The 18141-nt window shown below is 49.8% G+C and carries 16 protein-coding genes; 12 read left to right on the forward strand and 4 right to left on the reverse strand.

What is annotated here, in order from left to right:
* Window positions 1–21: 21 nt before the first annotated feature.
* The 5 genes from queF to xni all read left to right on the forward strand — a co-directional run bounded on the left by queF (window position 22) and on the right by xni (window position 7297).
* The gene (queF, locus tag E8E00_RS10310; RefSeq protein WP_069588581.1) at window positions 22–870 is read left to right on the forward strand and encodes an NADPH-dependent 7-cyano-7-deazaguanine reductase QueF; all 849 of its coding nucleotides are present in this window, start codon (window positions 22–24) and stop codon (window positions 868–870) included.
* Between the two features lie 120 nt (window positions 871–990).
* Window positions 991–3342: a GGDEF domain-containing protein gene (locus E8E00_RS10315; RefSeq protein ID WP_096631056.1), complete on the forward strand. Its 2352-nt coding sequence runs from the start codon at window positions 991–993 to the stop codon at window positions 3340–3342.
* Window positions 3343–3415: 73 nt separating this feature from the next.
* Window positions 3416–4975, forward strand: a complete 1560-nt coding sequence (locus E8E00_RS10320) for a diguanylate cyclase (protein ID WP_096631054.1) — start codon at window positions 3416–3418, stop codon at window positions 4973–4975.
* A 103-nt stretch (window positions 4976–5078) separates the two neighbouring features.
* Complete coding sequence (gene ppnN, locus E8E00_RS10325; RefSeq protein ID WP_069588576.1) at window positions 5079–6434, forward strand: nucleotide 5'-monophosphate nucleosidase PpnN; 1356 nt, start codon at window positions 5079–5081, stop codon at window positions 6432–6434.
* A 77-nt stretch (window positions 6435–6511) separates the two neighbouring features.
* Complete coding sequence (xni, locus tag E8E00_RS10330) at window positions 6512–7297, forward strand: flap endonuclease Xni (protein ID WP_096631051.1); 786 nt, start codon at window positions 6512–6514, stop codon at window positions 7295–7297.
* On the opposite strand, the gene rlmM is transcribed toward xni, so the two are convergent.
* The 4 genes from rlmM to E8E00_RS10350 all read right to left on the reverse strand — a co-directional run bounded on the left by rlmM (window position 7294) and on the right by E8E00_RS10350 (window position 10408).
* The gene (gene rlmM, locus E8E00_RS10335) at window positions 7294–8382 is read right to left on the reverse strand and encodes a 23S rRNA (cytidine(2498)-2'-O)-methyltransferase RlmM (RefSeq protein WP_096631049.1); all 1089 of its coding nucleotides are present in this window, start codon (window positions 8380–8382) and stop codon (window positions 7294–7296) included. The genes xni and rlmM overlap by 4 nt on opposite strands.
* Window positions 8383–8490: 108 nt before the next feature.
* Window positions 8491–8871 carry a DUF423 domain-containing protein gene (locus tag E8E00_RS10340; protein ID WP_096631046.1) on the reverse strand — a complete coding sequence of 127 codons (381 nt, stop codon included), beginning with the start codon at window positions 8869–8871 and terminating at the stop codon, window positions 8491–8493.
* Entirely contained in the window at window positions 8871–9506 is a 636-nt protein-coding gene (locus tag E8E00_RS10345) for an alpha/beta fold hydrolase (protein ID WP_096631044.1), read from the reverse strand. The genes E8E00_RS10340 and E8E00_RS10345 overlap by 1 nt, the downstream gene beginning before the upstream one ends.
* Window positions 9503–10408, reverse strand: coding sequence for a transcriptional regulator GcvA (locus E8E00_RS10350; protein WP_069588567.1), 906 nt, complete (start codon window positions 10406–10408; stop codon window positions 9503–9505). The genes E8E00_RS10345 and E8E00_RS10350 overlap by 4 nt, the downstream gene beginning before the upstream one ends.
* Window positions 10409–10790: 382 nt before the next feature.
* Between E8E00_RS10350 and E8E00_RS10355 the strand changes: the two genes are divergently transcribed.
* The 7 genes from E8E00_RS10355 to E8E00_RS10385 all read left to right on the forward strand — a co-directional run bounded on the left by E8E00_RS10355 (window position 10791) and on the right by E8E00_RS10385 (window position 18106).
* Complete coding sequence (locus E8E00_RS10355) at window positions 10791–12002, forward strand: aminotransferase class V-fold PLP-dependent enzyme (RefSeq protein WP_096631042.1); 1212 nt, start codon at window positions 10791–10793, stop codon at window positions 12000–12002.
* Between the two features lie 22 nt (window positions 12003–12024).
* Complete coding sequence (gene csdE, locus E8E00_RS10360; protein WP_069588564.1) at window positions 12025–12450, forward strand: cysteine desulfurase sulfur acceptor subunit CsdE; 426 nt, start codon at window positions 12025–12027, stop codon at window positions 12448–12450.
* Between the two features lie 501 nt (window positions 12451–12951).
* Window positions 12952–13692: an SDR family oxidoreductase gene (locus tag E8E00_RS10365; RefSeq protein ID WP_069588562.1), complete on the forward strand. Its 741-nt coding sequence runs from the start codon at window positions 12952–12954 to the stop codon at window positions 13690–13692.
* Window positions 13693–13706: 14 nt separating this feature from the next.
* On the forward strand, window positions 13707–14918 hold the full coding sequence (locus E8E00_RS10370) for an acetyl-CoA C-acetyltransferase (RefSeq protein ID WP_096631039.1): 1212 nt from the start codon (window positions 13707–13709) through the stop codon (window positions 14916–14918).
* A gap of 55 nt (window positions 14919–14973) precedes the next feature.
* The gene (locus E8E00_RS10375) at window positions 14974–15321 is read left to right on the forward strand and encodes a phasin family protein (protein WP_069588559.1); all 348 of its coding nucleotides are present in this window, start codon (window positions 14974–14976) and stop codon (window positions 15319–15321) included.
* A gap of 81 nt (window positions 15322–15402) precedes the next feature.
* A complete protein-coding gene (locus tag E8E00_RS10380) occupies window positions 15403–17217 on the forward strand; it encodes a class I poly(R)-hydroxyalkanoic acid synthase (RefSeq protein WP_096631037.1) in 1815 nt (604 codons plus the stop codon).
* Between the two features lie 124 nt (window positions 17218–17341).
* Window positions 17342–18106: an ABC transporter substrate-binding protein gene (locus tag E8E00_RS10385; RefSeq protein WP_077639485.1), complete on the forward strand. Its 765-nt coding sequence runs from the start codon at window positions 17342–17344 to the stop codon at window positions 18104–18106.
* The last annotated feature ends 35 nt before the right edge of the window (window positions 18107–18141 follow it).

The raw sequence follows: 18141 nt of genomic DNA on the forward strand, positions 1-18141 counted from the left end.
TTGAATCGATGGCAAATCCGTATGAGCAATTACCAAGATGCCGATGCCCTAGCCGGTCTGTCGCTAGGCCAACACACTGACTACCCGACGCAATACGACCCGTCACAGCTACGCGCGGTCCCGCGTGAGCTGAATCGTCAAGCCATTGGCCTGAGCAATGAGACTGTGCCCTTTACCGGCTATGATACCTGGACACTTTATGAGCTGTCTTGGTTAAACCAAAACGGCCTTCCGCAAGTAGCCATCGGTGAGGTACGCCTACCCGCTTCTAGCCCAAACTTGATTGAGTCTAAATCGTTTAAACTGTATTTAAACAGCCTCAATCAAACCCGCTTCGAGAGCTGGCAAAAAGTCGCCGATGCACTTCAGAAGGATTTGTCTGCCTGTGCAGGCGAAGAGGTGGATGTGACCCTCTCGCCACTGAGCGAACTGGAAGGCGAAACCATTGCTGGAATGGCCGGTGAGTGCATCGACCATCAAGATATCAGTATTGATGATTATACTTTTAACCCTGATTGGCTCGATGGCGCCGCGCAAGGGGCGATTGTGTCAGAAACGCTGCACAGCCACTTGCTAAAATCCAATTGCCTGATCACCAACCAGCCTGATTGGGGGTCGGTGCGCATTGCCTATAAAGGGAAAAAGATTAACCGCGAGAAGCTACTGCGTTATCTCGTGTCCTTCCGTGAACACAACGAATTCCACGAACAATGTGTGGAACGGATTTTCATGGACATCATGCGTTTTTGTCAGCCAGAAAAGCTCACGGTTTACGCGCGTTATACACGTCGCGGCGGACTCGACATCAACCCTTATCGCACCAACATGGGTAAAACGCCGAGCGAAAATAACCGACTCGCACGTCAATAACCATGATTCAGCGACGTCTCGTTGCGGCCTCGTTGCCGCAACGTTGAGTCAGCGCGCAGACATGGCTGCCTCAAACTGGCAGCCTTCATTTTTGTTCAGACGCATTTTTGAGGATAGCGCATGCGCTTTAGCCGCCCCTTCCTAGGCCTGCTCTTATGGTTAACGTCGTCCATGGCGTTGGCTTCTATCCATTCCTCGCCTGTACTAACCAATGCAGAAGAACTGTTAGCCACCGCGCCTGAGCAATCGTTAGAGATCAGTAACCGTTTCTTAGCGCAGCGACGACTCACTACGGGTGCAAACCGCTCTCACGTCAATAACGATACCGATCGCTCAATTCGCACCCCCTTGCATACGGTGTACGCCTATCTGATCAGTGCTCGTGCTTACGCACACCTTGAGCAACCGCTAGAAGCCAAAGCGGCATTACAAAAAGCCTATCAAGTCGTCGAAGAACACGAACTCAAACACACACTGGTGCAAGTGATGCTGACCGAAGCGTCCCTCACTTGGCATTTAGTCGGCGATGATAAACAGGCATTGCATAAACTGGATGAGGTCGATGCGGCATTGAATGCGCTCCCTGATAACAGTCTCAACATCCACGACGTGCGTTTTAACAGCGCCTTGTTGCGCGCCAATATTCTCGCCGCCACAGCAGACAGTGAAACGGCGCTCATCGCTTATGAACGTGCACGCAGCCAATTATCCACACACCCGGAAAACCTACGTGATAAAGTCGAGTTTCAACTCTCATTGGGGGCTTTCCTACTCGATGAAAAACAGCATGAAAGCGCATTGACCGAGTTGCTCAGTGCATTTTGGATAGCCAGTGAAAATGAGTACACCGCGCTCATCGCTCGCGCCAACATGCAACTTGCGCAACTGTACTTTCAGCAAGGCGTGCTCAAACAAGCCCTCGAGCACGCGAACCAAGCAGCAGCGTTTTTTGAACACTTTTCACTGAGCCGTCAGCTTTCCGCTTCCCAGCGTTTATTGGCCGCGATTTACGAACAACAAGCGCGTTATAACTTTGCGTTAGTGCATTACTTTAACGCGCTTGAAATTGAGCAAAACCTGTCCAGACCTAAGCCTCTGGCCGAGGTCCACTTTGCCATTGCAAGAACCTATTTCGAGTTATCTCACTACCCATTAAGCGACCGCTATATTCAAGATACGTTACGCTTAGCCGGTGCAATGCCCAACTCGCAGCTCACAACCCAAGCAATCCTGTTGCAAGGGCAAATTCATTTAGCCCTGTCTAAACCCAAACTGGCCGAAAAAGAAATCCAAACTGCGCTTGAACAGGCCCAAGCCCAGCAAGACCTCGCCACCGTCACGCGAGCTTATCAGGCTTTATCCGCTGCGTTGGAAGCACAGGGTCAGTATCAACAGGCACTCGCCATGCAACGCGAGTACGAACGCTTACGCGCCCGTCAAACCGAAACCGAGCAACAAAGCCAGGCCGATACGTTCAAACAACAGCAACGTGTGGTCGAGCGCCAATTACAAATGGACGAACTACAGCGTCAACTCGATGGCGCGCGTCAAGAGCAGATCCATTTGCAAAAAGTTAACTATTTCTTGCTCGGTAGCCTTGGTGTGCTGCTGGTCATCGTCTATTTGCGCCACCGAGCCGCCGTGATGCGCCAAATCGAGCTTGAGCAATTGCGTGACGATTTTTATGCCCACCCTCGAACTGGGCTACGCAACCTACGGATGCTCAATGCCAAGCTGCCCCGTTCGTTAGAAAAAAGTAATGCCAATTTTGAGCAATGGTACTTAAACGACATGATCCACCAGCCACTCAGTGACCGGCTGCGGTTCGCAATGTTTGATGTCGCCTTTTTAAAGGATTTATTTTTGCACCATGGCTATCAATATGCGCAGGATATCGAACGTCAGCTGGGTGAATACCTCTCTGATAAAGTCACGGGAACCGGTCGCCTATACCACTTTTCCGATGCCCTATTTATTTATATTGAAACCAACTGGGAAGAAGATGCCCAACCCGACGCCCTTGCCCATTTTGTTCAATCTTTGATTGAAGATTTTGTCGCACATTATCATCAGCAACCCGACGACAGTGATCAGGATGATACGCTATCCGCAAATATCAGCCTCTCAACTCAGGTTTGTGTCGGGCTGGCTGAGTACCCTTTCTTGCCGCGAGCGTATACCTCGATCAACGATCAGGAATTGATTGAAATTCTCCTCACGGCCACCAATAAGGCATGCGAGCTCGCGGAGCAAAGTGGTGATAGCCATTGGGTACATTTAAGCGCCATTGATACCGCGCCTGCCGCCAGCTTCGTCAATACCAACTTACGACATGCCTGCCTGCGCGGTATTGACTCCGGATTAGTGAAGGTTAAAACGTCAGCGAACACATCAATTAACTGGCAGACGGATCACGAATCTGATAAAAAGCGAGGGTTAATTATTGATGATCGAAGCAATAAGTCGGTATAGCTAGAGACGTTTGGCTGGCGAACCCCGCCGCCTGTTGCGTCATCGCAAATGTTGTCAGGTGTATCCCCGAGAAATGAATAAGTCCAACCCACAGCCGGTAACGGCAGGCACCGCGTCTGCGGTCCAAGAAGATACGCCATACGCGTATCGGGACTTGGCCTTAAAATCACGTCGTGAGATCCATATTCTCAAGCGCTTGGTGACTCGCTTTGTCGCAACCTGTACCGGAAAAAGCTCGCTACTCGATAAAAAGTTGGCTGAATTCCGTGAGCTGTTACATGTTACGCAGGATGTCAGCCCTCTGATCCCGCGGTTAGCGATTATAGAACGCATGGTGGGTCAGCACGATATGACACAAAAGAAAGCCGAGTCGCATCTTAGTGCGCAGTTTCATGCCAGTGGCGAAACGCTAAAGCGCGTACCCGGCTTACCGGCACAACTGAAGCGCGATTTGCGCGATCTTTTATCTCAGCCGGCGGACGATCAAACCACCCGCACCCAGCAGTTGGTCAAGTTACTCCAACTGTATGAGCGCGCTGTTACCTTGCAAGCGGTACGTCCTGGCGCTCGACACTCGGAGACCACCCTCGAACAGGATCAAATTCGCCGTGTTGCCGACGAATTGCAAAACCTGATCACTGAACTTGATCTCGACGGGGAAGCAGGTCGACGCTTGCTCGATATTCGTCAGCAGCTACTCGACGCACTCTCACCTGCGACCATCATTGCACTCACGTTAGAATCGCTCAAGCTTATCCTTGAAGCGACACACGCCGAACGGCGGGCCTCGCAAGCATTTCTAGCGCAAGTGAATGATAATCTGATTGCGATCAGTCAACAAAATACCCGCGCCTACGATCATGCCCATAGCCTGCGCCAAGACCACCAGCGTATTGATACCTTACTGGGTGGCACTATCGCTAACATTGAACGCGATCTGAGTGCACCTAGCGCCGATGCCACTGCACTAAGTCGCTCGTTAGCGCATGCGCTGGCCGATCTCAAAGCGCTTGCCGACGAGAATGAAGCGCTAAAAAACCGCGAGCAGTCTTTGGTTGAGCAATTGGCGCACAATCAAAACCAGCTGAACGCGGTTGCCGAGCAAACCATGGATCAAAGGCGCCGCTTGGGTGACCAAGAGCGTAAGCTGTTACTCGATCCGCTCACCCGTGTATACAACCGCGCAGCGTTGCACGACCGTCTGGAGCATGAATACCGTCTATGGCGCAAATATCAGCATGATTTCTGTCTCGCGGTAATCGACATCGATCACTTCAAAGAGGTGAATGTCCAATTCGGTCATCTTGTCGGTGATAAAGCCCTCAAGATTATCGCGCGCAGTATTTATCAGTGTCTGCGTGATACCGACTTTATCGCTCGCTTTGGCGGCGAAGAGTTTGTGGTCTTACTGCCTGATGCGGATGAAAAAACTCGAACCGACATTTTGGCGAATGTGAGTCATACCATTCGTCAGTTGCCGTTGAAATTTAAAAACCAACGCGTCTCGATTACAGCATCGATTGGCGCCACGCTGTTCTCCGGCTCAGACACGCCAACGCATGTGCTTGAGCGTGCCGACCAAGCCCTCTATCAAGCGAAAAACGCCGGTCGCAACCAAATCATTTGGTGTTAATTTTTTCTGGTCAATCTGCCAACCTGTGTGTATTTTTAATTAACACACTGATTTTTATAGCACCGCTCTGCCCTTCCTAATTTGTCTTCAAGAGGTTGTCGCTATGATCACACACATTAGCCCTATCGGCACCATGGACCTGCTTTCTCAAATCGAGGTCGATCGTCTTAAAGCGAGTGCAAGCAGCGACTTATACCGACTTTATCGAAATTGCTCACTGGCCGTTCTGAACTCAGGCAGCCACACCGACAGCTCCAAAGCCTTGCTAGAAAAGCATACCAACTTTGAGATCCGCGTATTGCGTCGCGAGCGGGGGATCAAACTAGAGCTGGTCAATCCCCCCGATCATGCGTTTGTCGATGGCAAAATTATTCGCGGTATTCAAGAGCATATGTTTTCCGTCTTGCGCGATATTATCCATGTCAATGTTCAGCTCGAGCACAGCCCGACACTTAACCTTACCAGCTCTCCCCATATCACCAACCTGATATTCGGCATTTTACGCAACGCAAAAACACTGCGGCCGCGGGTCGATCCTAATCTCGTGGTCTGCTGGGGCGGTCACTCAATCAATGATATTGAGTACCAATACACCCGAGAGGTTGGTCATGAGCTGGGGTTACGTGAACTAGACATCTGCACAGGATGTGGCCCCGGCGCGATGGAAGGGCCAATGAAAGGCGCCGCGATTGGACACGCGAAACAGCGTATCTACGATAGTCGCTTCATCGGTCTCACTGAGCCATCTATTATTGCCGCGGAGCCACCGAACCCCATGGTCAACGAACTAGTGATCATGCCTGACATCGAAAAACGCCTTGAAGCTTTTGTCCGTATCGCCCACGGCATTATTATCTTCCCTGGCGGGGCAGGGACCGCAGAAGAACTGCTCTACATTCTCGGTATCATGATGCACCCAGAGAACCGTGAACAACCACTACCCATTGTGCTAACTGGGCCAAAAGAAAGCGAAGACTATTTCCGCAATATCGACACCTTCATTCGCGAAGTCCTTGGCGACCAAGCGACCCAATATTATGAAATTGTGATTGACGATCCGGCCAAAGCCGCGCGTTTAATGAAAAATGCGATGCCGGCGGTAAAAGAACACCGTAAAGCTACTGGAGATGCATATTCCTATAACTGGTCACTCAAAATCGAGCCAGAATTCCAACTGCCTTTTGCACCGACCCATGACAACATGGCGAACCTGAATCTACATATGAATCAACGTCCTGAACTGCTGGCATCAGCATTGCGCCAAGCGTTTTCAGGCATTGTGGCAGGTAACGTTAAAGATGAGGGGATCCGCAACATTGAGCAACATGGCCCGTTTAAAATTGACGGCGATAAAGTGCTGATGGCGAAAATGGATAAGCTGCTGCAAAGCTTTGTCGATCAGCAACGAATGAAATTGCCGGGCACTGAGTATGTGCCTTGCTATCAAATCGTCTCTTAATCCCATCGGGCGGCTTTGCCCACCCGTGTAAACTGGTACAATGGGCAGCATGCTGCTCATTGTTACCGGTTAAGTCTATGTCCAAGCTTCACGTTGTTATCATTGATGCCATGAACCTGATCCGTCGCGTTCATGCCGCCCAGCCCGACACTCATACCCTTGAGGCAACCACACAGACCTGCCTGAAAACACTCGATAAAATCATCAGTCACAGTGAGCCCAGCCATATCGTTGCCGTTTTCGATCATACCGGCCAAGATCGTGGTTGGCGTGCCGATATTCTGCCTGAGTACAAACAGGGCCGGAAACCCATGCCTTCCGACCTCGAACAAGGGTTGGACACCATTCAAGATACATTCTGGCAGCGTGGTGTAGACTCCTTGCTCTCACAAGGGGATGAAGCCGATGACATGATCGCAACGCTCGCATTAAAAGTCGCGGCTCATCGCGAGCAAGTCACCATTGTTTCCACCGATAAAGGCTATTGCCAACTCTTACAGCCCACATTGCGGGTGCGAGATTATTTCCAGCATCGCTGGCTTGATTTAGCATTTGTGGAAAAGAGTTTTGGCGTTCGCCCTGAACAGCTGTGTGACTTTTGGGGGCTCGCCGGCATCAGCAGCAGTGAGATCAGCGGCGTACCGGGTATTGGCCCGAAAAGCGCAGCCAGTTTACTGTCCCAGTACGGTGATCTGGACGCCATACTCTCGGCTAACGATCTGGCTGAAAAGTGGGCGAAGAAGTTAGATGGTCACCACGATCTCGCACGCAAATGTAAGGCCGTGGCACAACTAAAAACGGATATCCCACTGGGTTTTAACCTACAGGATATCCGCTTTCAACCGACCACAGTCAGTGCCTAACCATTCAACGAGTGTTGACGTTTTACACGACGCAAGTACACGGTGATTTCTTCACGATCGTGATAAAGGTGTTTCGCCTTCATCTCGTAGGGAATGTTGTGCTGCTTTAAAAACTCACCCAAGGTGTCGAGGTTATAAGAAACCTGCTCATATCGACGGCTCATGGGAAGCTTCAAGTTGAACATGGCCTCTTTCGCCCACCCTGCAATCAACCACTCCCCCATGAGTTGAGCGACGCGGGAAGGTTTTTCGATCATGTCACAGACCAACCAAGTCACATTTTTTCTCGAGGGCTCAAACTTAAAGCCATCTTCGGCATGATGGAATACTTGACCAGTTTCCATCAAGCTTTCATCCATCGCGCCGTTATCAACCGCATGCACAAACATCGAACGCTTCACTAACTGGTAAGTCCACCCGCCGGGACAAGCCCCCAAGTCGACCGCCCATAATCCGGGCGCGAGTCGCGTATCCCACTCTTCTTTAGGAATAAAGTGATGGAACGCCTCTTCTAACTTTAAGGTCGAGCGACTCGGCGCATCGGCAGGAAATTTCATGCGCGGGATGCCCATGTAATGCGGTGAGTTATTGGTGGTCAATGAGTAACCCACAAAGCATGTCCCCGGCGCGATAAAGCAAAGATGAATAACCGGCTTTTTAGGATTGTCTTTTGCTAACATCACGCCCTGCTTTCGCAGTGCCTGACGCAATGGAACGGTGAACTTACGACAAAACTTCAATAAGGCTTTCGCCTCGTCATTATCCGGCGTCTCCACCCGTAAGTCTCCCGCTTTAGGCAGTGCATCCGCAACAGCCAAAATCGGGGAAATTCGGTCGTCCGGATCCAGATCAGAGAGCGATGCGGTCACCGCAATCATTTGCCGGGCAAAGATCAGGGAATCGAGCGGCAGATCACGGACAATCTGCTCAGCCTCACCGTCTTGGTAGCATTCAAACAGCACATAGGCGCTGTTGTTAATCACTCGCGGAAATCCGTAAATACCCATCTCAGTGGTTTTTTGTTGAATTTCCGCCGCACAGTCTTTTTCAAACCCTGCACGACAGTAAAGCAAAACCTGATTCATGACTTCCTCTGGTTTGGGTCACCGTCACGATTATCGTGACAAAAAACAAGCTGCGCATTATATATGCCAAACGGTTAGGAAAGAAATGCCAACCCTGACGATTTTGGTTTACTGGCGACCCGCGCGCCATGCTCCAAACGCCAATGCGCCCCAGCCGACTAAAAAGCTTAGCCCACCGAGCGGGGTGACAGGCCCGAGCCAAGTCATGTGTGTCAATGCCAAAAGATACAAGCTGCCACTAAAACAGAGTATCCCGACCCACCATGCGATACCCGTTGTAACTACACAGCGCTCAGGCAGTTGAGGCGCAACCGCCCCAAGACACAACAACGCCAAACTGTGCCACATTTGATAATTGACGCCGGTTTTAAAAATCGCGAGCTCATAGTTGTTGAGCGTCGCTTTCAAGCCATGTGCGGCAAATGCGCCGAGCGCCACTGCTAATCCGGCACCGAGCGCCCCTGAGATAATCCAATGCTGACGCCTCATCAATTTGCTCCTTGTTGGTGAATAAACTGGCACAGATGCGAAACGGCGGTTTGGCGATTTTGCATCTCTGTCAGCCCCGAGGCTTTGCGAGGTTTAAAGCTATGATCGCCATCGGGCAAGAACGCGACCTCGACACTGGGTGATAGTGAATAATTCACCACCTCTTCTTGGCGGCCAAAGGTGTCTCGCTCACCTTGCAAAATCAATACAGGACGAGTGACTGACGCTAAATGTTCGCCCTTGTATTTTTCAGGTTTGCCCGGCGGATGGAACGGAAAACCCAAACAGATCACACCTGAAACACTTGGATTTTCGGTTAAGTGACTGGCCATTCTTCCCCCCATCGATTTACCGGCCAGCCATAAACGGCTGGTCGCAGGACGCAGACCATTCACCTGCTCAATCACAGCTTCAAAACAGCTCAGCAGAGCAGGCGCACGGTCTGGCGGGCGTTTTTTACCATCGACTTTTCGCTTATCCATGTAAGGGAAATTAAACCGTACCACACAAGTATGCTCGCTCAATCGTGCTGCCATATCGGCCATAAATTCATGATCTTTGTCCGCGCCCGCACCGTGAGCAAAAATAATCCAATCCGTTGCAGTCTGCTCACCATCAATCAAAAGTTCTGTCATAAATTCATCTTCTCCTGCTCCTTCGCAGCCGTTTCTAGCATCCACTCTCGAAATGCCGCAATCCGACCGGTTTCCGCATCACGCTGTTGGCTAACCAAATAAAAGCCATTGTCACTTTTGAGCACTTGTTCAAAGGGATGCACAAGTCGTCCCGAAGCCAATTCAGGTTGAGATAACACATTATTACCTAGTGCGACACCTTGGCCGTGGGCTGCCGCTTGTAACACCATGGAAGAGTGGCTAAAGATAGGCCCATGTTCCAAATTGATATCCGTCAGTTGATGCGCCTTCGCAAATGCTTTCCACTCTTTGCGTGAGCGATCGTGCAGTAACACATGGTGTTTGAGATCATCAGGACAAGTCAGCGGCTTACCTGACTCTAGTAGCAAAGGTGAGCAAACCGGCAGTAGGCACTCTTGGTATAAAAGATCGCAACGTAGCCCCGACCAATTCCCTCGGCCGTAGTAAATAGCCACATCCACATCATCCGTCAGTGATCCGTCTTCCAAATCAACTGCTTTTATCCGAACATCGATATCGGGATGCGCTTTATTGAAATCAGCTAAACGCGGTACTAGCCATTGAATAGCAAAACTCGGCGGAAGACTAATGGTGAGCGCCCCTTTCGCACTTCGCTCCAATACTTTATCGGTCGCATAGGAAAGCTCGGAAAAAATATCTTTAATATCAAGAAAGTAACTCTGACCTTCTTCGGTTAGCAGCAAAGATCGGTTGCGACGCCGAAAGAGCTTAAGGCCAAGGAACTCTTCCAGCGCTTTGATTTGGTGGCTAACTGCAGCCTGAGTCACAAAAAGCTCTTCGGCAGCCCGTGTAAAGCTTAAATGTCGCGCCGCGGCCTCAAACACTCGAAGCGCGTTCAGCGGTGGGAGACGCCTTGCCATAAACAGCTCACCTCTAGTTATTAGTTTTTCTAATCGTTGGCATTATAAATTGTCGATTGCTGATATACCAGCAACCTCCTATAGTGCACCCCGCATCCACAAGTGACGTCTCTCTATTTAAGACTGTTTCCGTGGTTGCGATGTTGTGTTTGCATTTGTCTAACACTGGTTAGACAGGTAGTCGTATCTACCACTTTTAACTTCCTGTATTTTGACATTGTCTGTCATTACATATTTGTTGGCACTGAGCTTTGCTCAGTGCTTTTTTTTGTCTGTTTGATAACGCCTATCCGCGCGATACGCCCTCTGAGCGATAAAGTTACTTGAGTTCCAGCCAAGAGATAGGGATCATAAGCAAGATTCAGTTTGGACAGCTCGTACTATGACGCAACATTTCGATATTCACGCACTACGCGCCCAATTTCCTGCCTGCAAAAATCCGGACTGGGTGTACCTCGACAGTGCCGCAACAGCACAAAAGCCCCAAGCGGTGATTGATGCCATCAGTGATTTTTATACGTCGCCGTTAGCCAATGTGCATCGCGGCCAGCACCAAGCGTCACTCACTGCGACCGAGAAGTTCGAACAAGCACGTCGAGATGTGGCGGCATTTATTGATGCTAAACCCAACGAGATCATCTGGACCCGAGGGGCTACCGAGTCGATCAATTTATTGGCTTACAGCCTGAGCCAACATTTCACTGCGCAGGATGAAATCTTGGTCAGCGAAATGGAGCACCACGCCAACCTGATTCCATGGCAATTAGTCTGTGAACGCACTGGCGCGACCTTAGTCAAAATCCCCTGCTGTCCACACACCGGTCAGCTCGATTTACATGTGTACCAACAAGCACTGAATACTCACACGCGGATTGTTGCCGTCAGCCATGTCAGCAATGTCACGGGTACCCGCCATCCTATCGAAAAGATGACCGCCATGGCGCATCGTTATGGTGCAATTGTGATCGTTGATGGTGCACAAGGTGTGGTTCATGACCCCATCAGCATGGCCGAGCTTGATGCAGACTTTTACGTGTTTTCCGGCCACAAACTATACGGGCCAACCGGAATTGGCGTACTTTATGGCAAACAAGATAGCCTCGCCGCACTGCCCGCTTTTCACGGCGGAGGCAAAATGATCACTGACGTAAGCTTTGAGCAGCATACTCTCGCCCCGATCCCTGCTCGCTTTGAGGCCGGTACCCCAAATGCGGCTGGAGCGATTGGGCTGGCAGCCGCCATCCAATGGTTAACACAATATGACTTGCGCGCAATAGACGCTCATCTCAGCACCTGTTATCAAGCTCTTGTCGAGGGTCTGAAGCAACGTCCTGCCATTCAGCTTATCTGTCCACAACCGCATAGTACTATGGTGTCTTTTGTGGTGGATGGCGAGCACCACGCGGACATTGCTGAGCTACTCGGCCAACAAAATATCGCGGTGCGTTCGGGCCATCACTGTGCGCATCCGTTTATTAAGGCGCTCAATGTAGAGGGCACAGTCCGTGTATCGTTGGGTGCCTATAATAGCCAAGAAGACATTGACCGCTTCCTGACGGCACTGGATAAAACGTTATATTTACTCGGTGTTTAATCGCTAATTAATAGGATTCACGATGGACTTACCCTCTCACCCATTTGGCAGTGAGCTCGACCAACACACCGTTGCCGAGATGCTGGCACAACACACCAACTGGGAAGACAAATATCGCCAGCTTATTATCTGGGGAAAACGTTTACCGACCTTCACTGACGCGCAAAAACAGGCTGCGAGCCAAGTATCGGGCTGTGAAAGTGATGTGTGGTTTTTGCACCACAAAGACGCGGAAACGCACTACTTTGCCGCCGACTCCAATGCGCGTATTGTAAAAGGACTGCTAGCCGTGGTTCTCGCCTGTGTGAACGGCCAAAACCACGCACAGATCGCTCAGCTAGATTTAAATGCGGTATTCTCGCAAGCCGGGCTTGCACACCACCTCAGTGAATCACGCACCAATGGCTTGCACGCCATCGTGCAACATATCCATTCCGAGATTAAATAATCAAGCGTAAACAGGCGGATAGCAACAATAAACACAGCAAAAAGCCTGTTTACCCACCCACTCAATTGCCTAATAATCCATTCATATTTAGCCACTAAGCTATCTTAAGACCGCCAAAATGCAATCGATAACATTGCCAATAATTGAGTCGTTATAACTGCTAATAATCGATCAAATAAAAAACCAAAAACAAACACATCATTTACATTTGATTTCATTTTTGCGGTTAATCATTGACATAGATCTCGAATAGATAAAAGAACGCGTTTTTACTTTGCGTAATTTCTCAGATTCGTTAGGTTAATTATCGGCGGTCATAAAAGGGTCACACCTTAACGATAGACTGCCCAGCAACAGTGACAGAAGATATTAATCATTATTGGCATAGGTCTTGCTGTTACTCACAGACAATAAGGATGACTGTAATTCTGGCGTGAGTGGTTCCAGATGCGGCTTCAGGCATCTCGTTTAATTTGCTTGTTGTAGTGAATGGAGTCATACATGAAGAAACTGGCATTAGTTACCGGCGCAAAAGGCGGTATTGGTTCAGCGATCACAGAACAATTGGTTCAAGAAGGATACCGCGTGATTGCGACCCACTTCACCGGCGGCCAAAGCTGCGCTCAAGAATGGTTTGAAGAGAAAGGCTTCAATTCAGAGCAAGTGCGCCTTTTTGAACTCGATGTCACAGATACTCAGCAGTGTGCAACACGTATCGCCAAACTGCTTGAAGAAGAAGGCACTGTCGATGTGCTCGTGAATAACGCAGGCATCACGCGCGATAGCGTCTTTAAAAAGATGGATGCCACCCAATGGCATGACGTCATTAATACCAACCTCAATAGCCTCTTTAACGTTACCCAACCTTTGTTCGCCGCGATGTGTGAAAAAGGCGGTGGACGTATCATTAATATTTCATCGGTTAATGGCCAAAAGGGCCAGTTCGGCCAAGCCAACTATGCTGCAGCCAAAGCTGGCATGATGGGCTTCAGTAAGTCACTGGCTGCCGAAGGTGCTCGCGCCGGCGTGACCGTCAACGTGGTGGCCCCTGGCTACACAGCAACGCCTATGGTCACCGCCATGCGTGATGACGTTCTAGAATCCATCACCAATCAAATACCGATGAAACGCCTTGCTAAACCTGAAGAAATCGCCGCGGCTGTGACCTATCTCGCTAGCGATGCAGGTGCTTACATTACAGGTGAAACGCTGTCGGTAAACGGCGGCTTATACATGCAATAAATCAGGGAACGATGATGGAACGCATTTATATCGTAGCAGCGAAGCGAACTGCTATTGGCGCCTTTTCAGGCGCGCTAAAAGATATCCCAGCAGGTCAATTGGCCGCTCATGCAATCAAAGGCGCACTACAGGCTGGATCGCTCAGCGGCGACGCTATCGATGAAGTCATCGTCGGTAATGTGGTCAGTGCAGGACAAGGCATGGGTATTGGCCGTCAAGCCGCCATTTACGCAGACATTCCAGCTAGCGTGCCCGCCTATTCTGTCAATATGGTTTGCGGCAGTGGCATGAAGTCAATTATGGATGCTGTGACGCACATTCGCGCAGGAGACGCACAGGTTGTAGTCGCTGCAGGGGTGGAAAACATGTCACAGATCCCGTTTGCGGCGGCAGGCAATTTACGCACCGGACAAAAGATGGGCAATTTTGCGATGAAAGACTTGCTCATCAATGATGGCCTTACCGATGTGTACAACCAATATCACATGGGCGTGACAGCTGAAAACGTTGCCAAAGAAGTCGGGATTACCCGTGAGCAACAAGACAGTTTCGCACTAAGCAGTCAGCAAAAAGCGATTGCGGCAATCGAAGCGGGTCATTTCAAGCAAGAAATTGTGCCCATTGAAGTCAAACAACGTAAGCAAACACTCACCTTTGATACCGATGAATATCCAAAGGCTGATGCCACGTTAGAAGGACTCACCAAGCTACGTCCAGCTTTTGATAAAGAAGGAACGGTCACTGCAGGCAATGCGTCTGGCATCAACGATGGCGCCAGTGCCGTCATTGTTGCCTCTGAATCTGCCGTCGCCAAACACGGCCTGACACCGCTTGCTGAAATTACTGCTTACGCGCAGCACGGTATTGACCCGAGCATTATGGGGCTTGGTCCAGTTGGTGCGGTCAATGCCGCGCTCGATAAGGCCAACCTGACTATCGACAACATCGATTTGTTTGAGCTGAATGAAGCCTTTGCAGCCCAAGCGCTCGGTGTGGTTCATCAATTAGCACAACACCATCAAATCACTCCGGATGCTTTATTGGAGCGTGCAAACGTGAATGGCGGTGCCATTGCACTCGGCCACCCTCTTGGCGCGTCTGGTAACCGGATTGTGGTCACACTGCTACACGAGCTGACCCGAAGAAGCGCAACCTATGGCGTCGCTTCTTTGTGTATTGGCGGCGGCATGGGTACGGCTTTGGTTATCAAGCGTACACAAGCGTAAATGGACATTTGCGACCTTGGGAACTATCCCAGACAACACTATCAGGAGATACACCATGTACACAGATATGTTTAAAGCGTTTTCTGAGCAATCTGAAAAAGCCTTGGCTCCATACGTTAACTTCAACAAATTGGTAGCCAAAAACGTAGAGACTCTTACCGAGCTGCAAATGAATGCCATGCGCACATACAGCCAGCTAGGTCTGGAGCAAATGAAAGCGGCGAGCGAAGTGAAAGACGTATCAACACTGACGTCATTCAGCAGCCAGCAGCTTTCTGCGCTGACAAAACTGTCTCAGCAAATGATGGATGACAGCACCAAGCTGCAAAACATCGCCAAAGAGTTCAAAGAAGATATCGACAAGTTGACTGCCGAAAACATGAAAACTGGCACCCCAGCATAAGGGCAAGGCCACTACAACAGCGCCTGCTGCCTTGTGGGTAGCAGGCCTTTGTGGTGTTTATCCGTTTAAGAGGGCAAGACTATGTTTCATCACTTCTTTTCGGACTACCTTGCCAGGCTGCAAGAACAAAACCAGCAATGGTGGCAGGATCTTGAGCAGGGCAAGGCAGCCGTAAACACACCGTTCAACCAAGCCATGCAGGAAATTAGCCTGCAAGACACTGCTCAGTTGCTGGAAGGTGCGGCTCAACAACCCGCTGCACTTTTACAGGTACAAATGCAGTGGTGGGAACAACAACTTCAAATTTGGCAAAACGCCATGCTCGCGCGCGACAATACCGAAGAGGTCGTCAGCGAAGAGCGAGATGACAAGCGTTTCAAAGACAAAGCATGGCAAGAAGACGTCTTGTACAACTTTATCAAGCAGTCTTACTTGCTGTTCGGGCGCACCTACATGCAAACCATCGATGCTATTGAAGGCCTCGATGAAAAAACCCGTGAGCGTCTCTCTTTCTTTTCACGTCAAGCGATTAACGCTATGGCGCCAAGCAACTATATCGCGACCAACCCTGAACTGTTGAAAATGACACTGGAATCTCAGGGCGAGAACCTACTTCGTGGTATGGAGCAGCTAAAACAAGACATGGAGTCAAGCGCCGATATTTTGAAAGTGCGCATGACCAACAACAATGCCTTCCGTGTCGGTGACGATGTAGCGAACACCCCAGGGGATGTGGTGTTTAAGAATGAGGTGTTTGAACTCATCCAATATCGTCCTATGACGGAGAAAGTACACGCGACACCCATCTTGGTGGTGCCTCCGTTTATTAATAAGTATTACATTCTCGACTTACGTGAGAAAAACTCACTAGTGCGCTGGCTGGTCGAACAAGGCCATACCGTATTCTTGATGTCATGGCGTAACCCTTCTGCAGCTCAAGCGGAGATCGGGTTTGAAGACTATGTGACGCAAGGCACTGTCAAAGCGGTTAGTGCTATCGAAGAAATTACAGGACAGTCGCAGATTAACGGCGTGGGTTACTGTATCGGTGGCACCGTACTGGCCTGCACGATTGCTTACTATGCCGCGAAACGCATGAAGGCGCGCATCAAGTCGGCGAGCTTCTTTACCACCTTGCTCGACTTCTCTCAGCCGGGTGAAATTGGTGCCTATATCAATGACAGCCTGATCCGAGCGATTGAAGCGCAAAATACAGCGCGTGGTTATATGGACGGCCGCTCACTCAGCGTCACATTTAGCTTGCTTCGTGAAAACAGCCTGTACTGGAACTATTACATTGAGAATTATCTCAAGGGAAATAGTCCCGTTGATTTTGACTTGTTGTATTGGAATAGCGATAGCACCAACGTGGCAGCGAAAACCCACAATTTTATCCTGCGCGATTTGTATCTTGAAAACAAATTGGTGCAAGACAAAGGGGTTAAAGTCGGTGGCGTCTGGATTGATCTCAACAAGATCAAGGTACCAAGCTACTTCATCTCGACCAAAGAAGATCACATTGCCTTATGGCAAGGCACCTATCGCGGTGCACTGAATGTCGGTGGCAATAAAACCTTTGTGTTGGGTGAGTCTGGTCACATTGCGGGGATTGTTAACCACCCTGTGAAGAAAAAGTACGGGTTCTGGACCAACGATAGTCTGCCTGATTCAGCCGATGAGTGGCTCGATAACGCGTCACATCACACGGGCTCTTGGTGGACGCATTGGGAGAAATGGCTGCGTAGCTATAGCCCAGAGGAACAGGTAGAGCCTTATGCGATCGGCTCTGAGAACTATCCGGTTCTTTATGCGGCACCGGGTGAGTATGTTCGTCAGGTTTTGCCGATTCACACAGAGGCAAAAACCGAACCTGAGCCTGAAGAAGCTAACGCGTAACCAACTACTGTCTCAATAATAAGAATGGCGGCGCAATTGTGGCTCATAGAGAGCGACTGCGCCGCCACTTTATTTCTCCTGCACTATACTCCTCTCATAGTCACGAGAACGCTCAGGAGGCAGTATGAGGCTGATGGTGCAATGGGGATGCGCATTGTTGCTGATCCTTCCAATGCTCACACATGCGCAATCACTCCGCCTGGCGTCGGGTGAATACCCTCCTTTTATTTCGCAACACCTACCCAACCAAGGCCCATTAACTGAAATTATTGTGTTGGCCACCGAAGAAGCTAATCTCGATGTGTCTTTTGGTTATTTTCCTTGGCATGAGTCGATGGCGCTGGCTCAGCAAGGTCAGTGGGACGGTACGGTCGGCTGGGCTTTCACCGAAGAGCGCGCACTGGATTTTATCTATTCAGATGCCATTTATACCGAAAGTGCCGTTTTCTTTTATCACCGAGATAAAGCATTCGATTGGTCAAAGTCCGAGGATTTAGCCGGCCTTGCAGTCGGTGTCGGCCTTGGATATATCGACGTCAAAACACTGAGCCAATTACAAAAAGCCGGTATTGATGTGAAGTTACAAGAATTTGACAAAGAAGAAGAAAAACTCCACGCGTTACTAAATAATCAGATCGATCTCGCACTAGGCAACAAAGATGTTTTGCAGCACATCATTCAAACGACTTTCAGTGCTGAGCAAGCTCGTCAGTTGACGCATCATCCTCGTCCCTTTCGCGTAACCCCCTTACATGTGCTGTTTAGTCGTCAGATTGAACAGGGCTACGATCATTCCCGCGCATTTAATAAAGGGTTACGACGCATAAAAATGGATGGTCGCTATCAAGCAGTTTGGAATCAATTTCGACGGCAAAAAATGTCCGAATAGTCTCAATTGAAGACTTATCGATATTGGTTTTGGTA

Source organism: Salinivibrio sp. YCSC6 (assembly GCF_004916735.1).
Taxonomy (GTDB): Bacteria; Pseudomonadota; Gammaproteobacteria; order Enterobacterales; family Vibrionaceae; genus Salinivibrio; species Salinivibrio proteolyticus.

What these genes read in the sequence shown, in the direction of transcription:
- queF (WP_069588581.1), top strand. Translation starts at nt 22, where the DNA reads ATGAGCAATTACCAAGATGCCGATGCCCTAGCCGGTCTGTCGCTAGGC.
- E8E00_RS10315 (WP_096631056.1), top strand. Translation starts at nt 991, where the DNA reads ATGCGCTTTAGCCGCCCCTTCCTAGGCCTGCTCTTATGGTTAACGTCG.
- E8E00_RS10320 (WP_096631054.1), top strand. Translation starts at nt 3,416, where the DNA reads ATGAATAAGTCCAACCCACAGCCGGTAACGGCAGGCACCGCGTCTGCG.
- ppnN (WP_069588576.1), top strand. Translation starts at nt 5,079, where the DNA reads ATGATCACACACATTAGCCCTATCGGCACCATGGACCTGCTTTCTCAA.
- xni (WP_096631051.1), top strand. Translation starts at nt 6,512, where the DNA reads ATGTCCAAGCTTCACGTTGTTATCATTGATGCCATGAACCTGATCCGT.
- rlmM (WP_096631049.1), bottom strand. Translation starts at nt 8,382, where the DNA reads ATGAATCAGGTTTTGCTTTACTGTCGTGCAGGGTTTGAAAAAGACTGT.
- E8E00_RS10340 (WP_096631046.1), bottom strand. Translation starts at nt 8,871, where the DNA reads ATGAGGCGTCAGCATTGGATTATCTCAGGGGCGCTCGGTGCCGGATTA.
- E8E00_RS10345 (WP_096631044.1), bottom strand. Translation starts at nt 9,506, where the DNA reads ATGACAGAACTTTTGATTGATGGTGAGCAGACTGCAACGGATTGGATT.
- E8E00_RS10350 (WP_069588567.1), bottom strand. Translation starts at nt 10,408, where the DNA reads ATGGCAAGGCGTCTCCCACCGCTGAACGCGCTTCGAGTGTTTGAGGCC.
- E8E00_RS10355 (WP_096631042.1), top strand. Translation starts at nt 10,791, where the DNA reads ATGACGCAACATTTCGATATTCACGCACTACGCGCCCAATTTCCTGCC.
- csdE (WP_069588564.1), top strand. Translation starts at nt 12,025, where the DNA reads ATGGACTTACCCTCTCACCCATTTGGCAGTGAGCTCGACCAACACACC.
- E8E00_RS10365 (WP_069588562.1), top strand. Translation starts at nt 12,952, where the DNA reads ATGAAGAAACTGGCATTAGTTACCGGCGCAAAAGGCGGTATTGGTTCA.
- E8E00_RS10370 (WP_096631039.1), top strand. Translation starts at nt 13,707, where the DNA reads ATGGAACGCATTTATATCGTAGCAGCGAAGCGAACTGCTATTGGCGCC.
- E8E00_RS10375 (WP_069588559.1), top strand. Translation starts at nt 14,974, where the DNA reads ATGTACACAGATATGTTTAAAGCGTTTTCTGAGCAATCTGAAAAAGCC.
- E8E00_RS10380 (WP_096631037.1), top strand. Translation starts at nt 15,403, where the DNA reads ATGTTTCATCACTTCTTTTCGGACTACCTTGCCAGGCTGCAAGAACAA.
- E8E00_RS10385 (WP_077639485.1), top strand. Translation starts at nt 17,342, where the DNA reads ATGAGGCTGATGGTGCAATGGGGATGCGCATTGTTGCTGATCCTTCCA.